Source organism: Dysgonomonas sp. UBA7710 (genome assembly GCF_002482385.1).
In the GTDB taxonomy this organism is placed as follows: domain Bacteria; phylum Bacteroidota; class Bacteroidia; order Bacteroidales; family Dysgonomonadaceae; genus Dysgonomonas.
On the sequence record NZ_DLFW01000020.1, the window covers coordinates 69,902 to 94,917 of the forward strand.

General features: G+C 37.3%; 20 protein-coding genes, 1 pseudogene and 1 riboswitch. Of the genes and pseudogenes, 15 read left to right on the top strand and 6 right to left on the bottom strand.

Going from position 1 to position 25,016, the window contains the following annotated elements:
* Positions 1–11 precede the first annotated feature (11 nt).
* The 10 genes from B3317_RS06320 to B3317_RS06365 all read left to right on the top strand — a co-directional run bounded on the left by B3317_RS06320 (position 12) and on the right by B3317_RS06365 (position 13,867).
* Positions 12–1,367, top strand: coding sequence for an aldehyde dehydrogenase family protein (locus B3317_RS06320; RefSeq protein ID WP_291109731.1), 1,356 nt, complete (start codon positions 12–14; stop codon positions 1,365–1,367).
* A gap of 94 nt (positions 1,368–1,461) precedes the next feature.
* A complete protein-coding gene (attM, locus tag B3317_RS06325) occupies positions 1,462–2,262 on the top strand; it encodes an AttM family quorum-quenching N-acyl homoserine lactonase (protein ID WP_291109733.1) in 801 nt (266 codons plus the stop codon).
* A gap of 135 nt (positions 2,263–2,397) precedes the next feature.
* A riboswitch (cobalamin riboswitch) is annotated at positions 2,398–2,605 on the top strand.
* Positions 2,606–2,670: 65 nt separating this feature from the next.
* Complete coding sequence (locus B3317_RS06330; protein WP_291109735.1) at positions 2,671–4,899, top strand: TonB-dependent receptor; 2,229 nt, start codon at positions 2,671–2,673, stop codon at positions 4,897–4,899.
* A 36-nt stretch (positions 4,900–4,935) separates the two neighbouring features.
* Positions 4,936–5,811 carry an HmuY family protein gene (locus tag B3317_RS06335; RefSeq protein WP_291109737.1) on the top strand — a complete coding sequence of 292 codons (876 nt, stop codon included), beginning with the start codon at positions 4,936–4,938 and terminating at the stop codon, positions 5,809–5,811.
* Between the two features lie 75 nt (positions 5,812–5,886).
* Positions 5,887–10,149 (top strand): cobaltochelatase subunit CobN, encoded by a 4,263-nt coding sequence (locus B3317_RS06340; RefSeq protein ID WP_291109739.1) that lies wholly within the window; start codon positions 5,887–5,889, stop codon positions 10,147–10,149.
* 213 nt (positions 10,150–10,362) lie between these two features.
* Positions 10,363–10,917, top strand: a complete 555-nt coding sequence (locus B3317_RS06345) for a hypothetical protein (protein WP_291109741.1) — start codon at positions 10,363–10,365, stop codon at positions 10,915–10,917.
* A 3-nt stretch (positions 10,918–10,920) separates the two neighbouring features.
* Positions 10,921–11,526 carry a MotA/TolQ/ExbB proton channel family protein gene (locus tag B3317_RS06350; RefSeq protein WP_291109743.1) on the top strand — a complete coding sequence of 202 codons (606 nt, stop codon included), beginning with the start codon at positions 10,921–10,923 and terminating at the stop codon, positions 11,524–11,526.
* A gap of 2 nt (positions 11,527–11,528) precedes the next feature.
* On the top strand, positions 11,529–11,867 hold the full coding sequence (locus B3317_RS06355) for a DUF2149 domain-containing protein (RefSeq protein WP_291109745.1): 339 nt from the start codon (positions 11,529–11,531) through the stop codon (positions 11,865–11,867).
* A gap of 235 nt (positions 11,868–12,102) precedes the next feature.
* Complete coding sequence (locus B3317_RS06360; protein WP_291109747.1) at positions 12,103–13,086, top strand: DUF4421 family protein; 984 nt, start codon at positions 12,103–12,105, stop codon at positions 13,084–13,086.
* 205 nt (positions 13,087–13,291) lie between these two features.
* Positions 13,292–13,867: a porin family protein gene (locus B3317_RS06365; protein WP_291109750.1), complete on the top strand. Its 576-nt coding sequence runs from the start codon at positions 13,292–13,294 to the stop codon at positions 13,865–13,867.
* Positions 13,868–13,964: 97 nt separating this feature from the next.
* On the opposite strand, the gene B3317_RS06370 is transcribed toward B3317_RS06365, so the two are convergent.
* Positions 13,965–14,837: a helix-turn-helix domain-containing protein gene (locus B3317_RS06370; protein ID WP_291109752.1), complete on the bottom strand. Its 873-nt coding sequence runs from the start codon at positions 14,835–14,837 to the stop codon at positions 13,965–13,967.
* Positions 14,838–15,111: 274 nt separating this feature from the next.
* Here B3317_RS06370 and B3317_RS06375 point away from each other — a divergent pair, with 274 nt between their 5' ends.
* The 5 genes from B3317_RS06375 (at position 15,112) to B3317_RS06395 (ending at position 22,218) form a co-directional block, all read left to right on the top strand.
* Positions 15,112–15,552: a MarR family winged helix-turn-helix transcriptional regulator gene (locus B3317_RS06375; protein ID WP_291109754.1), complete on the top strand. Its 441-nt coding sequence runs from the start codon at positions 15,112–15,114 to the stop codon at positions 15,550–15,552.
* Between the two features lie 6 nt (positions 15,553–15,558).
* Positions 15,559–16,665, top strand: coding sequence for an efflux RND transporter periplasmic adaptor subunit (locus B3317_RS06380; protein WP_291109756.1), 1,107 nt, complete (start codon positions 15,559–15,561; stop codon positions 16,663–16,665).
* Between the two features lie 36 nt (positions 16,666–16,701).
* Positions 16,702–19,863, top strand: a complete 3,162-nt coding sequence (locus tag B3317_RS06385; protein WP_291109758.1) for an efflux RND transporter permease subunit — start codon at positions 16,702–16,704, stop codon at positions 19,861–19,863.
* 4 nt (positions 19,864–19,867) lie between these two features.
* Positions 19,868–21,271, top strand: a complete 1,404-nt coding sequence (locus tag B3317_RS06390; RefSeq protein ID WP_291109760.1) for an efflux transporter outer membrane subunit — start codon at positions 19,868–19,870, stop codon at positions 21,269–21,271.
* Between the two features lie 68 nt (positions 21,272–21,339).
* Entirely contained in the window at positions 21,340–22,218 is an 879-nt protein-coding gene (locus B3317_RS06395) for a phospholipase A (RefSeq protein WP_291109762.1), read from the top strand.
* 58 nt (positions 22,219–22,276) lie between these two features.
* On the opposite strand, the gene B3317_RS18220 is transcribed toward B3317_RS06395, so the two are convergent.
* The 5 genes and pseudogenes from B3317_RS18220 to B3317_RS06415 all read right to left on the bottom strand — a co-directional run.
* Positions 22,277–22,552: a hypothetical protein gene (locus B3317_RS18220; RefSeq protein ID WP_414647460.1), complete on the bottom strand. Its 276-nt coding sequence runs from the start codon at positions 22,550–22,552 to the stop codon at positions 22,277–22,279.
* 176 nt (positions 22,553–22,728) lie between these two features.
* Positions 22,729–23,193 (bottom strand): TspO/MBR family protein, encoded by a 465-nt coding sequence (locus B3317_RS06400; protein ID WP_291109764.1) that lies wholly within the window; start codon positions 23,191–23,193, stop codon positions 22,729–22,731.
* A gap of 27 nt (positions 23,194–23,220) precedes the next feature.
* A complete protein-coding gene (locus tag B3317_RS06405) occupies positions 23,221–23,652 on the bottom strand; it encodes a pyrimidine dimer DNA glycosylase/endonuclease V (protein ID WP_291109765.1) in 432 nt (143 codons plus the stop codon).
* 6 nt (positions 23,653–23,658) lie between these two features.
* Positions 23,659–23,978: pseudogene (locus B3317_RS18175) on the bottom strand (glutathione peroxidase); the annotation flags it as partial.
* A gap of 106 nt (positions 23,979–24,084) precedes the next feature.
* On the bottom strand, positions 24,085–25,016 hold a 932-nt coding region (locus tag B3317_RS06415), incomplete at its 5' end, for a glycosyl hydrolase (RefSeq protein ID WP_291109769.1).

The window sequence follows — 25,016 nt, forward strand, 5'->3', positions numbered from 1 at the left end:
AAATAAAAACAATGGAAATTAAAGAAATGGTTGTTGCTGCCAGGAAAGCACAGGTTATCTATGACGAATATTTCGATCAGGAAAAAGCAGATCTTGTCGTAAGACTTACTGCAAAAGCAATGTTCGACAATGCTGATGATTTAGCCCATCGTGGACATACCGAAACCGAAATGGGAAATTACCAGGACAAAAGAGCCAAGGTCTTGAATAAGTCAAAAGGCTTATGGCAAGACCTGAAAGGAAAGAAATCAATGGGGATTATCGGCATCGACGAAGTTACAAACTTGATTGAGATAGCAAAGCCGATCGGCGTAGTGGCGGGTATCATCCCGATGACTAATCCGGTGGTCACCATCATGTCAAAAGTAATGTTTGCATTGAAAACTAAAAATGCGATTATTATCTCTCCACATCCCAAAGCAAAAAACACTTGTATACATACGGTAGACCTTATTAGAAAAGCTGTTTGCCCTCATGGTGTACCGGAAGATTTGATTCAAATAATAGAAGAACCAACACTAGACAAAACACAGGAACTGATGAGAGAATGTGACGTAATTGTTGCAACAGGAGGTATGCCTATGGTTAAATCGGCATATTCTTCGGGAAAACCATCTTTCGGTGTGGGTGCAGGGAATGTACAGGTGATTCTGGATCGTTATATTGATTTGGACGACGCAGCGGAAAAGGTAATCACCGGACGTAGTTTTGACAATGGCATTATCTGTTCAGGTGAGCAGAGTATCATCTATCCAAGAGCGGAGAAGTCTGATGTTTTCGAAGCCTTTGTTCGCCATGGTGCTTATTTTGTACCGGAAACGGATCGGGAGAAATTAGTAAATACATTATTTATAAACGGAAATATCAATCGTGATATCGTAGGGCAGGATGTATTTGTTATTGCTCAAAAAGCTGGAATATCGATTCCGGGAACCACAAGGGTAATGATCGTCGAAGCCAAGGGTATCGGAAAAGAGGATATTGTCAGCAAAGAAAAAATGTGTCCTGTACTTGCAGCCTTTCCCTATGATTTTTTTGAAGAGGCTATTCAAATTGCCAAAACAAATTTAAATATGGAAGGAAGTGGACATACAGCAGCTATTCATTCAAACAACCAAGCAAATATAATTAAAGCAGGAAGCGAGTTATCTGTTTCCCGTCTTATTGTTAATGCGCCAAGTGCAACAACGGCCGGAGGATCATTACAAAACGGCTTACCTGTAACCAATACGTTGGGTTGTGGTAGCTGGGGGAATAATTCCATATCTGAAAATTTCACATACAAACACCTTTTAAACATCACTCGTATAGCTCCGCTTTCTACGCGTATGCGTGTACCTACGGATGAAGAAATATGGCATTCGTAAGAGATGTTCTATATGTATGAGCCTTACCGGCCCCGGGGCTAATGCTCATTTCCCGGGGCTGGTATTTTATAGATTAAAAAACAGAAATAAAAAAATGGAAAAAGAACAATCCGTCAGATTATATATGTTCAATACAGGAGTATTGAAATGCAGAGAGAATAATATTAAGATGAATGCATCCTTAACCCCATATGAAATACCTGTACCTTGGTTCCTTATTACACACCCCAAAGGAAATATCATCATCGATGGAGGAAATGCAGTAGAATGCGCTACAAAAGCCAGAGAGTACTGGGGAGACATTTGTGATGTATATTGGCCCGAAATGGCAGAAGAGGAGGGGTGTTATAATACAGTAAAGAACTTAGGAATTGATCCTGACTCCATAAAATATGTATTACAATCACATTTACATTTAGATCATACAGGTGCAGTCGGAAGATTTGCAAATGCAACACATATCGTACACCGTAAAGAATATGAATATGCTTATACAGCCGATTGGTTTGCAAAGGGTGGTTATATAAGGAATGATTTCGATCGGCCGAATCTTAATTGGGACATCATCAATATTAACAACCATGATATATATGATATTATGGGAGATGGTAGCGTTATTATGGCTCCAACCCCTGGCCATTCGCCCGGACATTGTAGCTTTATCGTTAACTTACCCCAAAGTGGTTCTATTATTTTAACAGCTGACGCAGCTTATACAACGGATCATTGGGAAAACAAAGTCTTGCCCGGATTTTTGACTTCTGCTCAGGATACCGCCCGGTCTGTAGCCAAACTAAGAGCAATTGCCAACCGAACAAATGCATTGGTAGTAACAGGGCATGATCCAATCAAATGGACTGAATTAAAAAAAGGTTTTGCTGATTTTTATAAATAATTTAGGTTAATACTTTTATAGTATTACAAACACTTTTTGAAAATTAAGGATTTACAAGGTGTCGTAAATCCTTTTTATATAGACTAAAAGATATCAATATTCTTCTTTATTAGTATATTTTACAAAAAAAACAATACCTTTGCGCTCGATTATGGTGAATCATTTACATCCTGTAAATTGATGAGAGGGAATCCGGTGAAAATCCGGAACAATACCCGTTGCTGTGATCCCATCTTTATATTTAGACAAATATGAAGAGATTACAATCCTCAGCCACTGATGAATATCGGGAAGGCTTGTGAGTTGGGAGAGTCAGAAAACCTGCCTTAATCATATTAAATCATTAGTCCCGGGGTTAGGACATGATTAAGAAATGATAAAATCATTTCCAATATATTTATTATAACTATGAAACCAAAGTATGCGTTTATTGCATTGTTCTTGGTGTGCTTGTCTGTGAGCGGAGGGCTATGTGCTCAAAACATCCAGAACCAAACACCGGATCAGACTACAAGAACTTTAAGCTCTATTGCTATAAAAGGACAAGTTGTCGATAATATTAGTGGCAGGGGAATCCCATATGCAACCTTATTTGTCAAAAACTTAGATATTGGGGTATCTTGTAATGAAGATGGATATTATGAACTGAATTTACCGGATTCATTAAGCTATGAAGTAATTGTTCGTTCTACAGGATATCAGGAAAAAATACAGGATATCGGATCTTCTTCAGCTTCTATATATGAAAAAATAAAATTGACACAGAATACACATAACTTACAAGAAGTTGTGGTTACAGGGACCCGAACAGAAAAAACATTAGCTAATACTCCTGTCTTAACCCGTGTGATATCTTCCTCGCAATTACTCCAAAATGATTTTGAGAATATCATGGACGCTTTGGAGTATAATATCCCAGGATTACAATTCAACAGTGACCCTCGTGGAGATAATATACGCATACAGGGCCTTGAGAATAAATATATCCTTATTCTTGTCGATGGAGAGCGTCTATCTAATACTCCCGGAGGACCGATTGATTTTGAACGTCTGAGTATGTCGAATGTTAAACAAATTGAAGTGATTAAAGGAGCTGCGTCAGCCTTATATGGGTCTAGCGCAATTGGCATGACAATAAATATAATAACTAAAACTCCTGAGAGAAAATTAGAGGGATGGGCTAAAGCCCGTTATTCAAAGTTTAACGATTTGGTATTTGATGCTAGTGTTGGTACTAAATTCAAGAATATAACTTCCCAGACTTTGTTTTATAGAAACTCTTACGATGGATATGATCTAACACCTGAAACTCCACAAGCATACACAAAGAACCCGGGTGAGAATATGAATGTAGAGCAGAAATTGGGATGGAGTAATAATCTGACAAAAGTTATGGCATCAGGAATTCTATACTTAAACGAAGTGACTAATCCAGAAGAGAGTACCAAGAATACCCATTATAAAAGTAACAATAAAACTCTTAGAGCTTCAGTAGATCAGAAAGTTGGAAATTACAACCAATTGAGAATGTCTTACTACGGAGATTTTTACACAAGGGAAACCGTATTTGAGAAACTCAATGAATCTGAAAAAAATGCGACGTCTCATGTCCAGAATATTCGTCTGATAGATATATATAGCCCTTTGGTTAATTTACAGGCTGTTTTCGGAGGGGAATTTAACTGGAACAAAGATTATAATGAAATTCAGTATGGAGAGGAAGTTAAGACTCGTAAAGTAAACGATGTAAATGGTTTCGGCCAGTTCGATTGGCAAATTATACCTTTATTTAATGTTGTTGGAGGATTCCGTTATACTCATCATTCTGTTTTTGGTAATGCATTCAGTCCGAAGATAAATATAATGGTTAGTCCGGGAGACTGGAGATTCAGAGGTGGGTACAGTCGGGGATTTAAGGCACCTGATGCAACCGAACTATACTCAGATTTTATGATGGGTTCAGTTTCTCATAATATTGGAAATCCGGATCTAAAGCCTGAGAAATCGGACTATTTCTATATTTCTTCCGAATATAGAGCACAATTTTTTAATATTAGTGTAGATATTTATCAAAATAATATCAACAACAAAATTCAATCGGCATACGTCCTCGTAAAAGATGAAAACGGTATTGAAAGTACTGAAATGCGTTATAGTAATGTTGACAAGGCCCGTATACGAGGTGCAGAATTGAGTATAGATTATTACCCTCTAAGACAATTATATTTTCATGGAAGCTATGCTTATACTGATGCCAGAAACATGAACACAAAGTTGCAGTTAAAAGGAAATACCCGGCATGCCTTTAGTTATAGTACGACTTATAAAGATCAACTATTCAAAAAAGATTTTTCCATCTCACTAGCAGGTCATTGGTCTTCACCTAAAATTAATGATGCGGAAGAAACTTCTCTTGATCCGGAAACGGGAGAAACTGTCCAGATAATTACAACGAATCCTCAATCAGCCTTTAGTCTGTGGAAGCTGACAGTACTACTTACTCCGTGGAAAAAAGATCATATGGAAGTTAATGTCTCGGGAGGTATTCAGAATATTTTCAATTATACTGATGCTAAAAAATTTACTACATATGACCCGGGACGCCGTCTGTTTGGTTCTGTAATGTTCAAATTTTAATAATCTTAAATAAAATCAATTTTAAAAATTATCAAAATGAAAAGAGTTAGTTTTTTTAAGTATTCCCTTACGCTTGTTGCGATATTCTTTGCCATAGGGATATTTACATCGTGTAGTGATGAAGACGATGACAAATTAAAGGTTTCAGTAGAAAGTCTATCTTTTGATTCTCAAACATTGAATAAGACTTTTCAGGTTTCCTCAAATGTCAATTGGACAATTGTTTCAGACCAATCTTGGTGCATAGTCACTCCAACATCAGGAAATGGAACGTCGGAGGTTAATGTGACCGTTACAGAATATGACAACTATAAAGAAGCTCGTAAGGCTGAAATATTATTGTCAGCAACAGGGCTAGCACCTATTGTTATTGAGGTCTCGCAGATTGCAGGAATCATTCCTGGCATAAAAGAAGTGAAATTTGAGGCTCAGAGTTTTACAGAATGGACATATTTCTCATTTGACAAGGGAGATTTTGTTACTGTGGATCAGGAGAAGTACGCCGATGATTCCAATTGGGATCTAGGTTTTCTTCGTTTTAACATCAGAACCAATGGTGGATTGTCCGGGAAAGGGCAAGGGGCTGTATTAAGTACAGACAAGAAAAAATTTGAAGATGTGGCAACCGTTCCTTCAAGTGGATTCATTGAAGATTCGGAAATTAAAGTAATGGCTTCGGGTGGCATGCCTCCTAAATATGTAACAACGCCGGGTAACTCGGCATTTAAAGTAGGCGACAATCAAGGTTGGGCATGGTACGACAATAAATCTGCAGTATGGTCTTTCAATAACAATGTATTCATTATTCGCACAGCAAGTGGAAAATATGCAAAAGTGATTATGAAAACTTTCTTAGATGATAAAGATAAGTCCGGAAACATCACGTTCGAATATATTTATCCTTTCTATTAATAGCTTTTCTTCAATAATTAATTTTCATCCTTATAACCGGTATATCCGGTTATAAGGATTCAATCTTTTAGTTTTATGTCAGCCAGAAATTTATTGAAAAGGAAAATACTAGTTAAAGGTATTTCAGCTATACTTCTTGTAATAGTATTATATCTGCTATACAATACTCTTCTTTCTCCGACGAAAATAGCTTTAGTTAATTTCCCGTCTTATCAAGTCTCTAATATTATCCTATCCAATGATAGCCGTTTTATCTGTGTAGATGAAGTCGGAGAAGAAAATGCTTCCGATCTGAAAAATTATGATGCGGTTTTATTATTTGGACCGGGATTGAGACTGACTGAAGGACAAGTGAAAAACATAGAGATCGCAGGAAAAAAAGGGGCGGCAGTATATACTTTTGTGTTTTCATCTGACATAATAAAAAATCAAAATATAGATAGCTTGCAGCAAAATGAACTCGATACTTATTACGGGAACAGATGTAAAGAAAATTTCAAAAATATGCTGCATTATATTCGTAAAGAATTTGACAATAAGAAACTAACAGCCAAACAAGCAGAAAAACCAATTATTATTCCTTCCGATATCCTGTACTATCTGGATGATAAGAAATACTATAACACAGCCGAAGAACTCACTTCTTATTTGAAAGAGAACGATATCTATAAGGAAGGAGCTCCACGAATTGCTTTTATATCAGGGATGACTTCTCCCCTCGAAGGAAACCGAAGTTATATAGACAGTCTTATTGTGGGCTTAGAGGTAGCCGGATATAACATATATCCTATTTCGGCATCAGCTAAACGCCTGACCTTTCTGAAAGAAATTAATCCCGACGCAGTAGTCTATCTCCCAATGGGACGGTTGGGAGGGGATGATCTGGTAGAATGGATGAAACAACAAAACATACCACTGTTTTGTCCTTATCCTGTTATGCAGAGTCATGATGAATGGGTAAATGACAAACGGGGACAAGTTGGGGGATTTCTTACTGCGCGTATTGTATTGCCGGAAATAGACGGAGGAATATATCCACTGCCTATTTCTACGCAGAATCAGCATAGCAACCAGTATTTTGTGTTTGATCCGGAGCCGGAACGTCTAAAGAACTTTATAGCCAATGTTGACAACTATCTGAAATTAAAGAAAATATCTAATAAAGATAAGCGGATAGCGATTGCATATTTTAAAGGTCCGGGACAAAGTTCGTTAGTGGCTACAGGACTTGAAGTTGCACCATCTCTTTATGAATTTCTAAAACGTCTCAAAAGTGAAGGTTATAAAGTAGATGGACTACCAGAGTCACTCAATGATTTTATAGAGTTACTAAATAAGCAAGGTTGTTTATTTGGAAATTATGCAAAAGGAGAGATTTCTAACTTTATGACAAACGGAAATCCTTTATGGATAAAGAAGACTGATTATGAAAACTGGGCTAGTGAGGTAATTCCTTCTGAGAAATACAACGAGGTTGTGAATAAATACGGAGAAGCTCCGGGAGAATTTATGAATGGAGTACATGATAATGAATCTGCATTGGCTGTATCATGTATTAGATTCGGAAATATTGCGATCTTTCCGCAACCCAAAGCTGCTGTAGGAGATGATGATTTTAAAATAATACATGGAGCAGATGTTGCGCCTCCGCATTCTTATATTGCTCCTTATTTATGGGCACAGAAAGGATTCAAAGCAAATGCGTTTATTCATTTTGGTACGCATGGCAGTTTGGAATTCACTCCCGGAAAACAAACTGCTTTATCCCAAAATGATTGGTCTGATTGCCTAATGGGAACTATGCCTCATTTTTATTATTATACTATTTCGAATGTGGGGGAAGGAATTATTGCGAAACGACGTCTTCACGCCGCACTTATTTCATACCTGACCCCTCCTTTTATGGAAAGTAAAACCCGTAACCAATTTGATGGACTACTTCGAACTATTGAAAAATATCACGCATCATCAGAAAGGGAACAGGCAGGAATTTCGTTAAAGATAAAATCAATAGCTATTGATATGGGTATTCATCGCGATTTACAGTTAGATGGTAATCCTTCTAAACCATATACATCTGACGATATCAGTTATATTGAAAATTTTGCCGAAGAAGTCGCCAATGAAAAAATGACAGGTAAATTGTATACCCTAGGGCAGCTATACAGCAGAGAGGATATAATATCTACTACTGTAGCTATCAGCGCAGATCCATTGGCATACAGCCTGGCTAAACTGGATTTGCTGAAGAAGCGAATAACAAAGCAACAATATGAGAATAATTCTTTCATCACTCAAAAATATCTAAACCCCATTAAAATAAAGATACAGCCCCTCTTAAGTGGGAAGGATGAGGATGCTTCTTCGCTCTATTCACTCGTAGATCTTTCAGAAAATGATATAAAAAAGGCTAATAATATAGACCGAATACTGAATCCCCGAGAGATGACGATGACATCGATGATGAATGAAATGCCCACTTCTTCCGAAGATAAAAACTCAGCGTCTAAAATAAAGATGCCAGCTAATATGCCTAAGACAGGAAAAATGCCTGACTTTGTAAAGAAAAAAATTGAAGAAGAGAAAAAAAATCAACAAATAGTAGATAGAAAAGAAGACAAAGGAAGACCATCTGTTTCTCTGGAAGATAAAGATTTTAGCATAGCTGTATTAGAGATAGAGAGAACAATACGAAATATATTTAATTATAAAAAATTATTAGAGACATCTCCGGAAGCTGAGATGAATTCCCTTTTAAACTCTCTTAATGGAGGATATATTGCACCTTCTCCCGGAGGAGATGCTGTAAGAAATCCCAATGCATTACCTACCGGCCGCAACTTGTATTCGATTAATGCCGAGGCTACTCCTTCTTTGAGAGCCTGGGATAATGGTAAAATGTTGGTAGAAGCTACACTATCTCTATATCAAAAAAAGCATGGAGAATATCCGCGCAAAGTAAGTTATACTTTCTGGGCAGGTGAATTTATAGAAAGTGAAGGGGCAACTGTTGCTCAGGCACTATATATGTTAGGAGTAGAACCTGTCAGAGACCGGATGAATCGTGTTACGGATTTACGGCTTATTCCATCAGAAGAATTGGGGCGTCCGCGTATAGATATTGTGGTGCAAACCTCCGGGCAGCTTAGGGATTTAGCTGCATCCAGACTGATAATGATAACTAAAGCCGTATCTATGGCAGCCAGAGCAAAAGATGATGTTTTTGATAATTATGTAGCGCAAGGTACAGTAGATTCGGAAAGAATGTTGGTTGACAAAGGAGTTAGTCCTCAGACTGCACGCGAATTATCAACCATGAGAGTGTTTGGCGGAGTGAATGGTCATTATGGAACAGGTATAATGGATTTGGTAGAGAAGGGTGATGCATGGGAAAATACAACCGAAGTCGCCGAAACTTATATGCATAATATGGGTGCTATATATGGAGATGATAAAAATTGGGGTGCTTTTACTAAAGATTTGTTTCAAATTGCCCTCAATAAAACCGATATAGTTGTTCAGCCACGTCAGAATAATACTTGGGGTTCTTTGAGCCTCGATCATATGTATGAATTTATGGGAGGCGTAAATCTGGCCGTTAAGAATGTGACAGGAAAAGAACCTGATACTTATTTATCCGATTATCGTAACCGGAATAAAATCCGGATGCAGGAGCTAAGAGAGGCAATCGGAGTCGAAAGCCGCACAACATTGCTCAATCCTGCTTTTATTAAGGAAAAGATGAAAGGAGGGAGTTCTTCGGCTCAGGTGTTTACTAAGACTTTTACGAATACATATGCATGGAATGTGATGAAGCCTGATGTTATCGACAATGAAATGTGGAACCAGTTATATGAAGTATATGTTAAGGATTCTCATAATCTGGGAATACAATCCTTCTTCAGACAGCAAAATCCGGCAGCCATGCAGGAGATTACTGCTGTAATGTTAGAGACAGCCCGTAAAGGCTTATGGAAAGCTACAGATCAACAGCTGATGGATATTGCTAATTTGCATACCGACCTTGTAAAAGAATTTGGAGCGACAGGTTCTAACTTCTCAGGCTCAAATATTAAATTACAGGATTTTATAGCAAAGAAAGCGAAGTCGGAAAATACAAATGCTTATAAGCAGCAACTTCAGAAAATGAAATCGGCAGATGCCTCTTCCGAAATTATGAAGCAGGGCACTGTTTTGAAGAAAGAAGGGGTTTCTCAGTCTGAGGATGGAAAAGAAAATTCATTGAACGGTATAGTTGTCGTATCAATGGTGCTTGTAATATTCGTGGTATTACTGGTTATTTTACGTAAAAAGAGACAAAAAGAGCAATCTGAGTAAGTGGATGATAGGCATCCTGCCATCCACTTATTTTAAATATAAGCTATAGAAAAAATGGAACTTATTATCCGGATATTGATGCTTTTCATTTTTGTAAACTGTATTCTGAAACTAAGTTTTTGGAAGCCGTGGCAATCGATAATCTTCAGTTCAATTTGTTCCGTTTTTATTATTAAAATGTGTCCATATGCGATTTTACAGTCTAAAACACAATTGGCAGACTTCCTAACGCACACTAAGATTTTACAGGATGCTGCAGTACTTATCTCAATCGAATCTGCCATCTGTTTCACTTTTTGTTTTACAGCTTTGCGCGAGATATTCGGGACAAAATTAAAAAAATGGATACAACCTTTGTTCTGGTACCCTACTCTGCTTATTTTTCCTGTAATATTCTATTTATTGACGCAAATCATTTTTACTATGCCGGGAACAGATTTCGGGCTTATTTCTTATCTGTTGGCAGGAGGTTTATTGGTCGGATTACCGGCTCTGAGTTTTCTGATAAAGTATCTTTATCCTGAGAAGGAACTTCGACTGGAAATTCATTTTCTTGTAAGCCTATTTATTTGTATTGTCGGTCTTATTACTACAGTAAATGGCAATGTGACTTATGCTGCTGTCGATGGACCTGTCAATATTAGAGCCTTGGTATTATCCTTTGCTCTTTTTATCCTTGCTTTTTCTATCGGTTTTTTATGGAATAAAATTAAATGGACTCTTAGGCAGAGACGGAAAATATTAAAAACAACTAAAATAAAACACTAACAAATGGAGATTATTTCAAAAGTATTATTCTGGGTGGCCAATAGCCTGCTTATTCCTGATATTATCATTTTGCTGTTTCTTTTCGCCCGTTCATTGCTGTTAATCGGCGGTTTTTATAATCAATATATGGTGAAAAGAAAAAATGATAAGGCGCTAACGGATAAAATAAAGAATCTAAATTATTCTTCTATAGGATTACTGAAGGCTGCCTTGCCCCAACAAGACAATTCTCTGTTTATTAGCTATATGAGAGACTTACTAACGATTCCACCCAGTGAGGCTTACTCAGATTTCCTTATATCTAATTTTGAAAATGAAGCGGAAAAAGATATATCCCTATCTAAATTATTAGCAAAGATGGGGCCAGTATTAGGTTTAATAGGTACATTGATTGCGATGAGCCCTGCATTAGTCGGCTTATCTACAGGAGATATTTCAAGCATGGCTTACAATATGCAAGTAGTATTTGCTACAACAGTTGTGGGTTTAGTGGTAAGTGCCGTTGGACTGGTAACGTTACAGTTTAAACAGCGTTGGTATGCTTGTGATGTAAATAATCTAGATTACGTGGCAAGAATATTAATAAAAAGAGAAGAAAGGGAAGAATAATTATGCGTCGTCGACATAGAAGAATGAGTAAGTTTTCGCAGGAAGAGGACACGGATCCGCTAAGTGTAGTAGTCAATCTATTTGATGTAGCAATGGTTTTTGCCGTAGCATTGATGGTTGCTATGGTAATGCATATGAGTATGACGGAGGTATTTACGAAGGAAGACTATACTATTGTAAAGAATCCGGGAAAAGAAAATATGGAAATAATAACCAAAGAAGGAGGCAAGATAAATAAATACACACCGTCACAGGATCAATCATCATCTCAGCAGAAAGGACGTAAAGTAGGGATTGCTTACGAACTTGAAAATGGTGAAATTATCTATGTTCCTGAATGATTTTTGACAGATTAAGTCCCTATGAGAAGATTTTATATTGCAAAGAATTATCCTCTTCTGGTGATGAGATTAATATAAAAAGTAGGTTTAGTTATAGAAAGGGCCATTATGTAATGGTATGAGACCTTGTTAACAAAGTCCGTTTTGGAACAAAAAAAGACATTTATTGAACAGTTCTAGAGAAGAGAGAATAATTAATCTTTGCGTTTTATAAAGAATAAAAACTCTCTGATATATGTTGCGAATCCGTTTATTATTTCTTCTCCCAATATTATTGTCCGGTATCAAGGTCTCTTCTCAGACGGACAGTACATACATAAGCTCTTTTGATCGGGATTTCTCCGCACGTTCTTATATAACAACAAAGATTTCAGGCCTGGATAAAATGACAAAACAAGAATACGCCGGATTCATATACCGGATCAATGCTCCTGTAGGGATAGGTGTTGGTGCGTCATGGAAGAATTATGCATTTGCCTTTAGTCGTAGGATTGGATTTCTAAGGGATCCTAAAAAAGGAAAAACAAATTCACTAGAATTTCAGTATTATGGTTATAGACGTAAGTTTGCATACAGTTTATCTTTACAAAAACATAGTGGATTTTATAATGAAATAATCAACCCGGATGGAAGTTATACAACATACTCCAAAATGAAGCTCCATATGTATGGTGGGACTTTTCAATGGGTTTTTAATAATAAGAAATTTTCTTACAAAGCTGCGTTCAATCAAAATGAGCGACAACTAAAGTCTGCCGGGAGCTTTCTTCTGGGAGCAGCTGTCTATTACACAAAACTTAATACAGACACCGTGAAATTATTCTCAAATATGGAGAATATACATGAAAATATACAATTAGGAATCACAGGAGGATATGCATACTCATGGGTCTTGGGCAAATCTTGGTTTGTTACAGGTTCTATCGATCTGGGAGTCAATTTGGGACATAATAATCCCAAACAAATATTTAATGAGAAAATGAAGATTTATCCGACGCTAAATAGCCGTATAGCTGCAGGCTATAATCTGGATTCATGGTCTTTCGGTCTATCTTCTTATTATAACCGTGTGTATTTATTTATTGATGGAAAAGATAACCTGAGTGTAAATGAATTCAACATACAACTTACATTTATAAAACGATTTAACTGGGGTAATAAGTTCGTTAATAAAACATTGAATGAGGCCAAACAGAAATTAGACAGATTCGGGTTGTAATTTATACGCATATAATTGAATTAGAAGAAATAATACTTATTGAACATTCAAGATTTATTCTAAATGTCTTTTTGGAACAAAAAACGACGTTTTTAGAACGAAAAAGATCGAGCGAAAGGATTGATCTTTGCAATCAGGAAAAGATATAACTTTTCTGAAATGGATTAATCCAATATCAATAAGTAATTAATAAAAAAGAGATGTTATGAAAAAAATTCTTTTAATTCTTTTAGTAATGGTATCAACCGGAGCCTCGGCTCAAGGTATTTTGAGTCGGCTTCATTTCGGAATTAAAGCCGGTGGTAACTACAGTAATTTCACAAATGCAGATTTTGGAACAGATCCTTTGATGGGTTTTCATGCAGGGGCTATCGTTGGCTTTGATTTGATTAAGGGTTTGTCGGTTCAGCAGGAATTCCTCTTCTCAACGCAAGGTGCGGAAATTAAAGATGATAACAATCTTTTCGATAAAGATAAACTGGAATTGTCATATATCTCAGTTCCTATTTTATTAAAATATAAAACCAGTATAGGTATTTATATTGAAGCCGGACCTCAATTCAATATGTTAGTCTCTGATGTAAAAGATACCGGATTTGATAAATTTGCGGACAAGGTCGATTTAGGTATTACAGGTGGAATCGGTTATCAGTTCCATAAAATTGGAATTGGAGCAAGATACTATGCCGGTCTGACTAAAGTTGGAAAGTTTGACTCTTCTAATATAAAGCCTGATTTTAAGAACAGTGTATTACAGGCTAGTATATTTTATATTTTCTAAAAATATTTAATTAGAAACCCAAAACAAGACAAAAGGTTAGTTGTTATTCAACTCAATCTTTTTGTCTTCTTTTTTTATAAAACCGTACTACAAAAATTCAATTGCGCCTGAAATCATTAGGAGTCATACCTGTATGTTTTTTAAAGAATCGCCCGAATAAAGATGGCGTAGGAAAATTATATTCATCTGAAATCTGTGTTGCCGTCAGGTTGGTTGTTCTTAATAAAACTTTTATTTTCGTTATAACAAAATCATTAATCCAAACTAATGCCATCTTTCCTGTTGCCTTATAAACATTTTGAGAAAGACCTCGTGCTGTCATATTCATTTTATCTGCATAAAAATTAACCGTTCGATCTTCTTTGTGGTATAATCCGATTAAGTCTATGAATTGCTTCATGACATTGTTTTTATATACCGGAACTTTATATTGATTCAAATCGATGGACAGATACAGGCTGCTAATTTTAGTCAGATACCCGGACAATACCCCTTTTATCATATTCTCCCGAATAATTACATCATCATCGCTGTCATATAAATGCAATATTAGAGAGTGAAACTCTGCCAGGATAGACATATCTTTTTGTGAAACTTTTAAACACGGGACTCTAAGTGTTTTTTCAATAGCCTCATAACGGTTATGTAAACTAAGGTCAGATATAAAATCAAAAGAAAAGAATAAAGTTTTTAGCTCCAGATTATCACTCTTTGCAACCAATTCTATTAAATGGTCAGATGGTATAATGAGGATGGACTCTTCTTCTATGGCATATTCCTCCATATTTATTCTAATACTTGCATAACCATTTGTGCACAAAGCAAAAGTAATTTCCTCAAACACGTAAGGTTCATTTATTCGATATTCCGCATTTGGATTTTTTAATAGAATAAAATTATTCAGATAACCTAGTTTCTTTAAGTCCAACCTTGTGGTTTGTTTCGACTTCCATATCTCTTTTTTATTCATAATCAATTATAATTATTGAATATTCAGTTTCCTGCTTACTAAAGTATAAAAATAAAAATTTGGAACAATTCTAAATGATATAAAAAGATCAAAACAATGTAAATAACTACATAATAGAACAATTAAAGTGCTTTTTTGAACAATTACGAGAAATGAAAATCTCTCATTTTTGTAACTCAATTGGGTTCTTCAAATAATTTCAATACAAGTAAAACTTATTTACTCTTAAATATGTGTACTTATTGTCTAAAAACCACATTAAAAAATATCATTTATGAGAGAAAACAGCGGTATAAAAATAGACTTACTTCTTGGCCGGATAACTAAACTCTGGACAAGGACTAAAAAGCAAATTCTGGATAACTGTGGACTCACTCATTCTCAATTCGAGATTCTATCGGCTATTTATCATTTTACGGCAAGCCGGCATGAAATAATACAGATACATCTTTCCGAAAAAACAGGAATAGACCCGATGACTACCTCCACCATATTACGCAATCTTGAAAAGAAAGGATTGATTACACGGGTTAGGGGTATTCAGAATACTCGCGTTGTTTTTGTTGAATTATCTCCGAATGGATACACTGTTTATAAAAAGGCTTCAAAAGAGATTATCGTATTGAACAAATCCCTTTACAGAAGAATCAATTCTAACAACCTGACTAAAGAATTACTACTCTTATCTAGCGAATTAGGTAAAATCAATAATTAAAATCATATGAGAATCAACCAATTTCTATGTGGAATATCTATTCTGCTATTCCTTGCAGCGTGCAGTAAAAAAAATGAAAATAAGATAGATGCTTCACGTCAGGAGTATCCTGTACTGAAAATCATCAAACAGGAAGCTGTTCTGGAGTCTGTATATCCGGCAACGATAAAAGGTCAGGAAGATGTAGAAATAAGGCCCCGTCTTGAAGGATTCATCAACGCTATTTATGTAGATGAAGGGGCAACTGTGAGAAAAGGACAGGTTCTGTTCAAAGTTGACTCCCCGGAATCAGAAGAAAAGCTATCTACCGCTGAAGCAGCCCTAAACAGTGCACAAGCAGAACTTAATACGGCAGAACTCAATGTTGAGAGAATCCGTCCGCTGGCTGAAAAGAATATTATCAGCAGTACCCAGCTATTGACATATGAGAATGCTTATAAAACAGCTTTAGCAAGATTGAAACAATCTGAAGCCACTTTAAAGAGTGCGCAAGCGACGGTGTCCTGGATTAATGTAACGAGCCCGGTAGACGGAGTCGTAGGTACTGTGTCATTCCGTATAGGAAGTCTGGTTAATAAAGATGACATTTTGACTACTGTGGCCAGTACAGGAAATGTATTTGCCTACTTTTCTCTCAGTGAAAATGAACTGAAAGATTTTCTGAATAAAGCACAAGGAAAAACTCAGGCTGAAAAGATAAAGAATCTACCTCACGTGAATCTGCGACTATCCGATGAAAGCCTTTATTCTGAAAAAGGAAAAATTCAGACTATATCCGGTATTATCGACATTTCCACCGGATCAGCCAATTTCAGAGCCGAGTTTCCAAATCATCAGGGAAAGTTGAGGAGTGGAGCCAGCGGAAAAGTTATCATTCCGGAACAAATCAGGGAATCTGTTATCATTCCTCAAAAAGCAACCTTTGCTCAACAGGATAAAATTCTCGTATATAAGTTGCAGGGAGATTCTGTGAAACAGACAATTGTTTTTGTTACAGAACTGTCTGACGGGAAGAATTATATGGTTACGGATGGCCTCTCGGATGGAGACCTGATTATATCAGATGGGATTGCGACGCTGAATGATGGTAAAAAAATCAGTATCAAGAATTAAACAACCGGAGTATAAATTAAAATATTTATTATAACAATGTTAAAGATATTTATAGAAAGGCCGGTATTATCTACTGTAATATCCATCTTAATTGTAGTATTAGGGTTGATTGGTCTTATGTCACTCCCTATAGAGCAATATCCTGACATTGCTCCTTCTACAGTACAGGTACAGACTACATATGCCGGAGCCAATGCGGATGTGATAATGAAATCAGTCATTGTTCCTATTGAAGAAGCCGTAAACGGAGTGGAAGGAATGACCTATATGACTTCGTCTGCTTCCAATAGTGGAGCTGCCACTATAACCGTATATTTTAAACAGGGAATAAATCCAGATATTGCCGCTGTCAATGTTCAGAATCTGGTATCTAAAGCAGTACCATTACTCCCTCAGGAGGTAACTCAGGTTGGGGTAACCGTACAAAAGCAACAGACTAGTACCATTATGATGATTGCTTTTTCATCAGACAACAAACAATATGATGATAAGTTTATTCAGAATTATGCCAATATAAATCTCCTGCCTCAGATAAAAAGGGTTTATGGAGTTGGTAATGCCAGTGTATTCGGGGCCAAAGACTATTCAATGCGCATCTGGTTCAAACCGGATAAAATGAATACATATAAGATAAATCCGTCGGAAGCTATAGCCGCCCTGAGTGACCAGAATATAGAAGCTGCTCCCGGTGAACTCGGGCAGAATAGTGACCAGAGTTTTCAATATACCTTAAAATATACCGGGAGACTAAGTACTACAGAAGAGTTTTCCAATATTATAATCCGATCGGTTGACGGGCAAATATTAAAATTAAAAGATATTGCAGATGTAGAGCTTGGCGCATTAAATTATTCGGTATTAAGTGATCTTGATGGAAAAGCAACCGTTGCTATAACAGTCAATCAAACGGCAGGATCAAATGCTCGTGAATTAATAAAAAATATAAAATCAACAGTCGATGAAGCTTCAAAATCTTTCCCTCCCGGATTGAAAGTAACTTACGTGATGGATTCCAGCGAATTCCTCGATGTATCGATAAATAAAGTCGTAACCACTTTAATTGAAGCCTTTATTCTGGTATTCCTTGTTGTGTTTATATTTCTTCAGGATGTACGCTCTACATTGATTCCGGCCATAACAGTTCCTGTAGCTATTATCGGAACATTCTTTTTCTTGCTTTTATTCGGATTTTCAATAAACCTGCTTACTCTTTTTGCCCTGGTTCTGGCTATCGGGATTGTGGTCGATGACGCTATCGTCGTCGTCGAGGCTGTACATGCCCGGATGGAAGCAGGAGAGAAAGATCCAAAACGTGCTGCAAACGATGCAATGAAAGAAATTGCTCCGGCTATAGTCTCAATAACTCTGGTGATGGCTTCGGTTTTTATCCCTGTCAGTTTTCTTGGAGGTACAACAGGTGTATTTTATAAACAGTTCGGGCTTACACTGGCTATTGCCATCATTATATCAGCAGTCAATGCCTTAACTCTCAGTCCTGCTCTTTGCGCCTTATTTTTAAAACCTCACGAAGAAGAATCCTCTAAAAGGAAAAGTTTCATAAAGCGTTTCTATTATAATTTCAATACATTTTTTTATGGTGGAACATCCAAATACAAGAAATCTCTGCACTTTTTGGGAAGAAAAGGGCATCGTTGGATTACGGGAGCTATCATAGGTATAAGCATTATTGTACTTATTGCAATTATGAAGTTTATTCCGACCGGTTTTGTTCCGCAGGAAGATAGCGGAGCTCTTATGGGAATGGTAACCTTACCACCGGGAGCATCCCTTGAAAGGTCTGATTCTGTAATGACTGAGGTTGCTGGGATCATCAGTGAAATGGAAGAGGTGGAACATATCATGAAATTGTCCGGGCTTAACCTGATGAATGGTGTGGGAAGTTCTTATGGCTCGGTTGTTGTGAAGCTTAAGCCCTGGGGTAAACGCAAGAAAACAGTACAGGAAGTCGGAGCTATTTTGACTCAGAAAACTAAAAGCATACATAATGCGACATTCTTATTTAGTCCCGCTCCAACTTTACAGGGATTTGGATTAAGTACAGGTGTGGATATGCGTTTACAAGATAAGACCGGAGGGGATATTCATAAATTTTATAGTGTAGCACAAGATTTCCTGTCAGCCATGCAGCAACGAAAAGAAGTAATGATTGCCATGACTAATTTTAACCCTAACTTTCCTCAAAAGGAGATACATGCCAACATTGCTAAAATTAAAGAAGCAGGTATTACACTGAATGATGTAATGATCTCCATGCAGGCTTATGTGGGAAGTATGTATGTGTCTAACTTTAATTTGTATGGCAAACAGTTCCGGGTCATGGTGCAGGCTGATCCTAAATACAGGACTAAATTAGATGATCTGAATAAACTGTCCGTTAAGACTGCCAATGGGGAAATGGCCTCTATTACTGAATTTATAACAATAAAAGATGTAACGGGACCACAGGCCTTATCCCGCTTCAATATGTTTACCTCTATCGATGCCATGATTATTCCAAACTTCTCGGAAGGATATAGTACCGGTGATGCGTTGAAGGCTGTTGAAGAAGTTGCCGCAACAACACTGCCTGATGGATACGGATATGAGTACTCGGGAATGACTAGGGAGGAGGCTAACAGTAGTAGCCAGACAATGCTTGTTTTCGGCTTATGCCTGATCTTTGTTTATCTCTTGTTAGCGGCATTGTATGAAAGCTATATAATTCCTTTAAGTGTAATTCTATCCCTCCCGGTTGGGCTTGCCGGAATTTATATCTTCATTCTGATCTTCGGGTTAAAAGATGGCATTGTCAATAATATCTATGTGCAAATATCCCTGATTATGCTTATCGGCCTATTGGCTAAAAATGCAATTTTAATTGTGGAATATGCCATACAACGGAGACAGGCGGGGATGGGTATTGTGGATGCTGCCGTTAATGGAGCAGTTGCCCGGTTACGGCCGATATTAATGACATCTTTTGCTTTTATCTGTGGACTGCTGCCATTGATGTTTGCCAGCGGAGCCGGAGCAATAGGTAACCGCTCTATCGGTATCAGTGCTGTCGGAGGAATGTTTGTGGGAACGATACTCGGTATCCTTGTAATACCTTCCCTCTATATCATATTCCAGACTTTACAGGAAAAGTTCAGTAAATCAGGGTTGGTTAATTCAGAAGAAAACGATGATAATAAATAATCAGATGAAGAATATATATATAAAAGGATTGGTTCTGTTGGGGCTTATAGTCTCAATAGGACTGACTTCCTGCCAGGTATCAAATCAATATAAATCGCCGGAAGTAAATACTGATAGCTTATTCAGAGACAAACTTTCGGCAGATACAACCACAATCGCTGATATTCCCTGGAGGGAATATTTTAAAGATGCAGTCTTGCAGGGATTGATAGAAGAGGGTCTGCAGAACAATTTCGATTTGCGGATTGCAGTAACCCGTATACAGCAGGCAGAAGCAAACTTAGGGATGGCTAAGGCTGCTTATTTCCCGAACGTTTCTTTAGTCGGGCAGGTAGAACACTCCCGCTCCAGTAAGGGGAATAACGGTAAAGATGTTTTGGGTTACCACTCAACAACCTATACACTGGGAGTCAGTACAAGCTGGGAGTTGGATATCTGGGGAAAACTAAATCGTCAGTCGAAAGCTAAATATGCTCAATTTCTGAACAGTCATGCTTATCATAATTTGATAAAGACATCATTGATTGCCAATATTGCCACAAGTTATTATTCCTTACTGGCACTGGATGAACAGCTTAAAATAACAAAAGAAACTGTTGTTTTATTAGATGAGAGTACGGCAACCATGCAAGATTTGATGGATGCAGGTATGCTTAATGCTGCATCCGTAGAACAAAGTAAATCTTTGCTACACAGTACCCGGATTACAATACCCGACCTCGAAAGTCAGATCTGGCAAATGGAAAACTCCATCAGTACATTGCTCGGCCGAAAATCCGCTCATGTGGCACGTACTACTATTTCAGATCAAGTAATTGTATCTCAGCTGGCCTATGGAGTTCCCATTCAATTGTTAGCCAAGCGTCCTGATGTAGAGCAGGCAGAACTGGATTTTCGTTCGGCATTTGAATTGACCAATGCAGTCCGTGCAGCTTTTTATCCTTCCATTACACTTACCTCGGGAATGATTGGTTATGGAGCTAATACGTTGTCTAATTTCTTTAAACCGGAAAATATCTTTGCCAGTATTATCGGAGGGTTAACACAACCGCTTTTTGCAAGAAAACAGCTGACCGGAAACCTCAAGATAACAAAAGCCCAACAGCAGGAAGCCTTGCTGGCATTTGAAAAGACTGTATTATCAGCCGGAGAAGAAGTTTCAAATATATTATATTCCTACAAAGCATCTATCAGCAAGAATGAAATCAGGGAATCTCAGATTTCTTCATTGAATAATGCTGTTGATTTTACGCAAGAGTTGCTAAAAGCAGGAGAAGCCAATTATACGGAAGTATTAACTGCTGAGCAGAACTTATTACAGGCTCAGTTAGGAAAGGTAAGTGATAAGCTCGAACAGCTTCAATACTCGGTAGATCTTTATAAGGCACTTGGAGGAGGCATTTATTGATAAATTTTAAAGGATTGGGAAACGTCATTCAATTTTGTCTTCCGATTCTTTTATAAATTTAATAAGAGATGGATAGATCTTTAATATATGTATTATTTGTCTGTTTGTTTACACCACTCATTCTATCAGCTCAGACAGAGAATGATAGCATCCATAAAAAACATGACTTATTGAGTATATTTAAACGGGAGATAATATACAATTCTGAGAAAGAAACACTGGTAGCCTTGGATAGAACACCGGCATTTGGTATATACAAAGACAATTATTTTATTACCGGCATTCCCTTGAACGAGAAAGTGACAAATAGCACTGCAGATGCCATGTTCCAGGTAAGTATAAGGCATCGCCTGACTAAAAGTATACTACCATTTAAAACTTTTGCTTATATAACTTATACTCAGAAATCATTCTGGAATATTTATGCTGAATCCAGCCCTTTTCGTGATACGAATTATAATCCGGGGATTGGACTTGCTAAATCCATTCTACGTGGAAATCAATTATTAGGAACAATCTTTTTTCAGGTCAAACACGAATCTAACGGCAAAGAAAAAACAGATTCCCGGAGTTGGAATTACCTGAGTATAGCAGCAAAATACTATATCAATTCCAGATTAAATATTTCAGGAGAGTTTTGGATTCCTTATGTGGATGGGGGAAACAATAAAGATCTATTGGATTACAAAGGCTTAGGGCAAATAAATATTAATTGTGTGGATAATAATCAAAAATGGTGGTTTGAAATACAATTGAACCAACGTAAGGGTTTTGGTAATATAAATACTGTGGCAAGTATTGCCTTTAAGGTTTCGAAGAGTTCAAACCAATATTTGTTTCTCCGATTGCAGGACGGCTACGGAGATAGTTTTCAAGACTACAACAGGTATTCAATGAATGTACGGATTGGAATATGTATCAAACCTAATTTTTATAGTATTTATTAATAGATAAGAATAGAGTAAAAACACATATTTACGATCAATAAATATATAAGTAAGGACATTAATACATTCTGAAAAGAGGACCAGAATACTCTTCTGTTGTTTCGGCAAAAGGCGAATTAATTCCAATACCTGCGTTATTTACCCGATAATTTATTTTCTGAGGACCAAAGTTGTTAGATAATTCTCGCTTGAGAAGTTCAAAAAAAGAATGGAAGCTTTTTATATCGGCAGTATTGAGTTGGAGAGCAATAGCTGTTTGTCCGGGTTGCTCTATCTCTGCTATTGTTTCTAAAGCTCTTTCTTTTTTACTATTGTAGGTAAGGACTATATCCAGTCCTTTTTCGGGCTGTGTTTATAGCCATATTCTTGCCTAGTCCACGGCTATCGCCTGTTACTAATGCGATTTTTAATTGTTGTGACATAATTCAATAGTTTTATTGCAATACAAAGATACTGGTATATAATTTATTAGCCTCTTTTCAAAAGACTTTATTGCCAGATTGACCTTTGTTAGTTGTATATAAGGATATAAGCATTTAAATATGTTGCTAAGGATAGCCAAAGGATATAAGGAACAAACAAGATTCCACTAACTTTTTGTGTCGGATAACATTTGAAAGCATAGTATAAAACACCCAGATCCAACAAGATAATATTGATAAAACCTAAAAGAGGATTTTGTAGATAGAAGAATGAAATGCTCCATGTAAAATTAAGAAATAACTGAACCGCAAATAATGCTGTAAGAAATTTCTTGTTACCCTCTTTTGAATTTAATATCAAGCCAATAGAAATACCCATGCATAGGTATATTATACCCCATGCGATAGGAAAAGCTATATTGGGAGGAGTTATTTCCGGTTTATTCAATGTCGGATACCATGTCTGTATAGATTCCGATTGAAAATAGCTGGCCGTAAATCCTACTAAAAAACAGATAATTACAGGGAGTAACACGTATAGGGATTTTCTCATATTTATGGATATTAGTTATTATTAGCATTATATTATGATCTCCCAGTCCTCAACTTCTCCTTCTATTGTCTTAAATAGAGGATGTGGTTTTAGACCAGTTAATGAAGGTAACTTCACTAAAAATTCCGGACTTCGTTTCTGGAGTTTTCGCCTCAGATGTTCAAGCTCATACTCCAATTGACCTTCCGTAACAGGAATTGAAGGAATACCCTCAATCATACGGATCTTTTCTTTACTGTATGAAAAATTCCTTCTTACAGCTTCTTTGTATATTTCAGTAAGGAAGGCATCGATGTAAAGAGACGGATCGGTGCTATTCTTGAAACGGATCAACTGAGGATGATTCGTATATCCCTTTGTATTACCTAGAAGCACATTCTTTGCCAATAGTCCTTCACGCCAGGAGGCATTAAGCCCTGCCGAATCCAGATATTGAGGATGTAAAGACCATAGTCGCATATAGTATTTTGCCAAAAGTGTTTCGATAGTCCGGCAATCTTTAACGGATTAGTTATCGGAACATATCGGTCAATGACATATCCTTCTCTGTCGATCAGGAATTTAGTAAAATTCTATTTTATAGAATCCCATGGGATTCCTTTGCTATTTTACTTCAGGTATTTATAAAGAGGATCGGCATTATCTCCGTTAACCTCAATCTTTCCAAATGTGGTAAATGTCGTTTTATACTTCATTTCGCAAAAGGAGGTAATTTTATCGTTTATTCCCGGAGCCTGTTTCCCAAACTGATTGTATGGAAGATCCAATATTTCAAAAGCCTGATCTGATATGATATGATGGATGTGGGTTGCCTATAATTGTTAGATTACTGCTTTATAAATTCTATCTTTCTTTTGATTATTTCATTATCCAAAGTTGAGATATTATTCTTTATTCTGCGAATTTAAGTCCGTCCAGCTTATTCCATGCCCCACGGGTAAAATCGGGGATTTCCACAGGAGCCGAGTTATTATCCAGTGAAATCTCGGTAAGGGGTATCAGGCTGCACCATTCGGCCAGGTCATAGACGTCCATATCCAGCGGCAGTCCTTTTTGGAGACAGTAGATCAGGCGGTAGTCCATGATAAAGTCCATGCCCCCATGGCCTCCTACCTGTTTTGCCTTTTCTTCTATGTCTTTTGCAATCGGATGTTTATATTTCTGCATCAGGGCTTTGCGTACATCATCGGGAACAAAGCTGTGCGCGCTCAGATTTTCGTGATTGGCTGCGACCTCAGGGTCTATCGCTCCTCCATCGAGGGCATATCCCTGTACCGGATACTTATTGGCAAAGCCTTTTGTGCCTGTCAACTGGTACATACGGCTATAAGGGCGCGGCGAATTTACATTGTGCTCGATAAGGATGGACTTGCCTTTTTCCGTGGAGATAAGGGTTGAGGTATGTTCTCCGTTCCGGAAATCCTTTACCTCTTCGCCTGTCTTCTCCTTTATGAAGTTTACACTTGATAGCTGCTTTGCATCAACCGATACGAGGTAATTCAGCTTGTCCCCGCGGTGTATATTCATGGCCTGGCATACAGGCCCGAATCCATGTGTAGGGTAGAGGTCGCCCCTGTGCTTCCTGTTATAATCCATGCGCCAGTTGTTCCAGTACTGATCCCAGAATGGCTGAAGCCCGTGTATGTAGGCTCCTTCCCCGTGTACAATCTCACCAAGCAGTCCCTGCTGAACCATGTTGAGGGTTGTCAGCTCGAAGAAGTCATAGACGCAGTTCTCGAGTTGCATGCAGTGCCTGCGGGTTTGTTCCGAGGTATTGACCAATGCCCATATCTCATCCAGGGTCATGGCCGAGGGGACTTCAA

Coding starts and splice junctions, on each gene's coding strand:
- B3317_RS06320 (WP_291109731.1), top strand. CDS start 12: ATGGAAATTAAAGAAATGGTTGTTGCTGCCAGGAAAGCACAGGTTATC.
- attM (WP_291109733.1), top strand. CDS start 1,462: ATGGAAAAAGAACAATCCGTCAGATTATATATGTTCAATACAGGAGTA.
- B3317_RS06330 (WP_291109735.1), top strand. CDS start 2,671: ATGAAACCAAAGTATGCGTTTATTGCATTGTTCTTGGTGTGCTTGTCT.
- B3317_RS06335 (WP_291109737.1), top strand. CDS start 4,936: ATGAAAAGAGTTAGTTTTTTTAAGTATTCCCTTACGCTTGTTGCGATA.
- B3317_RS06340 (WP_291109739.1), top strand. CDS start 5,887: ATGTCAGCCAGAAATTTATTGAAAAGGAAAATACTAGTTAAAGGTATT.
- B3317_RS06350 (WP_291109743.1), top strand. CDS start 10,921: ATGGAGATTATTTCAAAAGTATTATTCTGGGTGGCCAATAGCCTGCTT.
- B3317_RS06355 (WP_291109745.1), top strand. CDS start 11,529: ATGCGTCGTCGACATAGAAGAATGAGTAAGTTTTCGCAGGAAGAGGAC.
- B3317_RS06360 (WP_291109747.1), top strand. CDS start 12,103: ATGTTGCGAATCCGTTTATTATTTCTTCTCCCAATATTATTGTCCGGT.
- B3317_RS06365 (WP_291109750.1), top strand. CDS start 13,292: ATGAAAAAAATTCTTTTAATTCTTTTAGTAATGGTATCAACCGGAGCC.
- B3317_RS06370 (WP_291109752.1), bottom strand. CDS start 14,837: ATGAATAAAAAAGAGATATGGAAGTCGAAACAAACCACAAGGTTGGAC.
- B3317_RS06375 (WP_291109754.1), top strand. CDS start 15,112: ATGAGAGAAAACAGCGGTATAAAAATAGACTTACTTCTTGGCCGGATA.
- B3317_RS06380 (WP_291109756.1), top strand. CDS start 15,559: ATGAGAATCAACCAATTTCTATGTGGAATATCTATTCTGCTATTCCTT.
- B3317_RS06385 (WP_291109758.1), top strand. CDS start 16,702: ATGTTAAAGATATTTATAGAAAGGCCGGTATTATCTACTGTAATATCC.
- B3317_RS06390 (WP_291109760.1), top strand. CDS start 19,868: ATGAAGAATATATATATAAAAGGATTGGTTCTGTTGGGGCTTATAGTC.
- B3317_RS06395 (WP_291109762.1), top strand. CDS start 21,340: ATGGATAGATCTTTAATATATGTATTATTTGTCTGTTTGTTTACACCA.
- B3317_RS06400 (WP_291109764.1), bottom strand. CDS start 23,193: ATGAGAAAATCCCTATACGTGTTACTCCCTGTAATTATCTGTTTTTTA.
- B3317_RS06405 (WP_291109765.1), bottom strand. CDS start 23,652: ATGCGACTATGGTCTTTACATCCTCAATATCTGGATTCGGCAGGGCTT.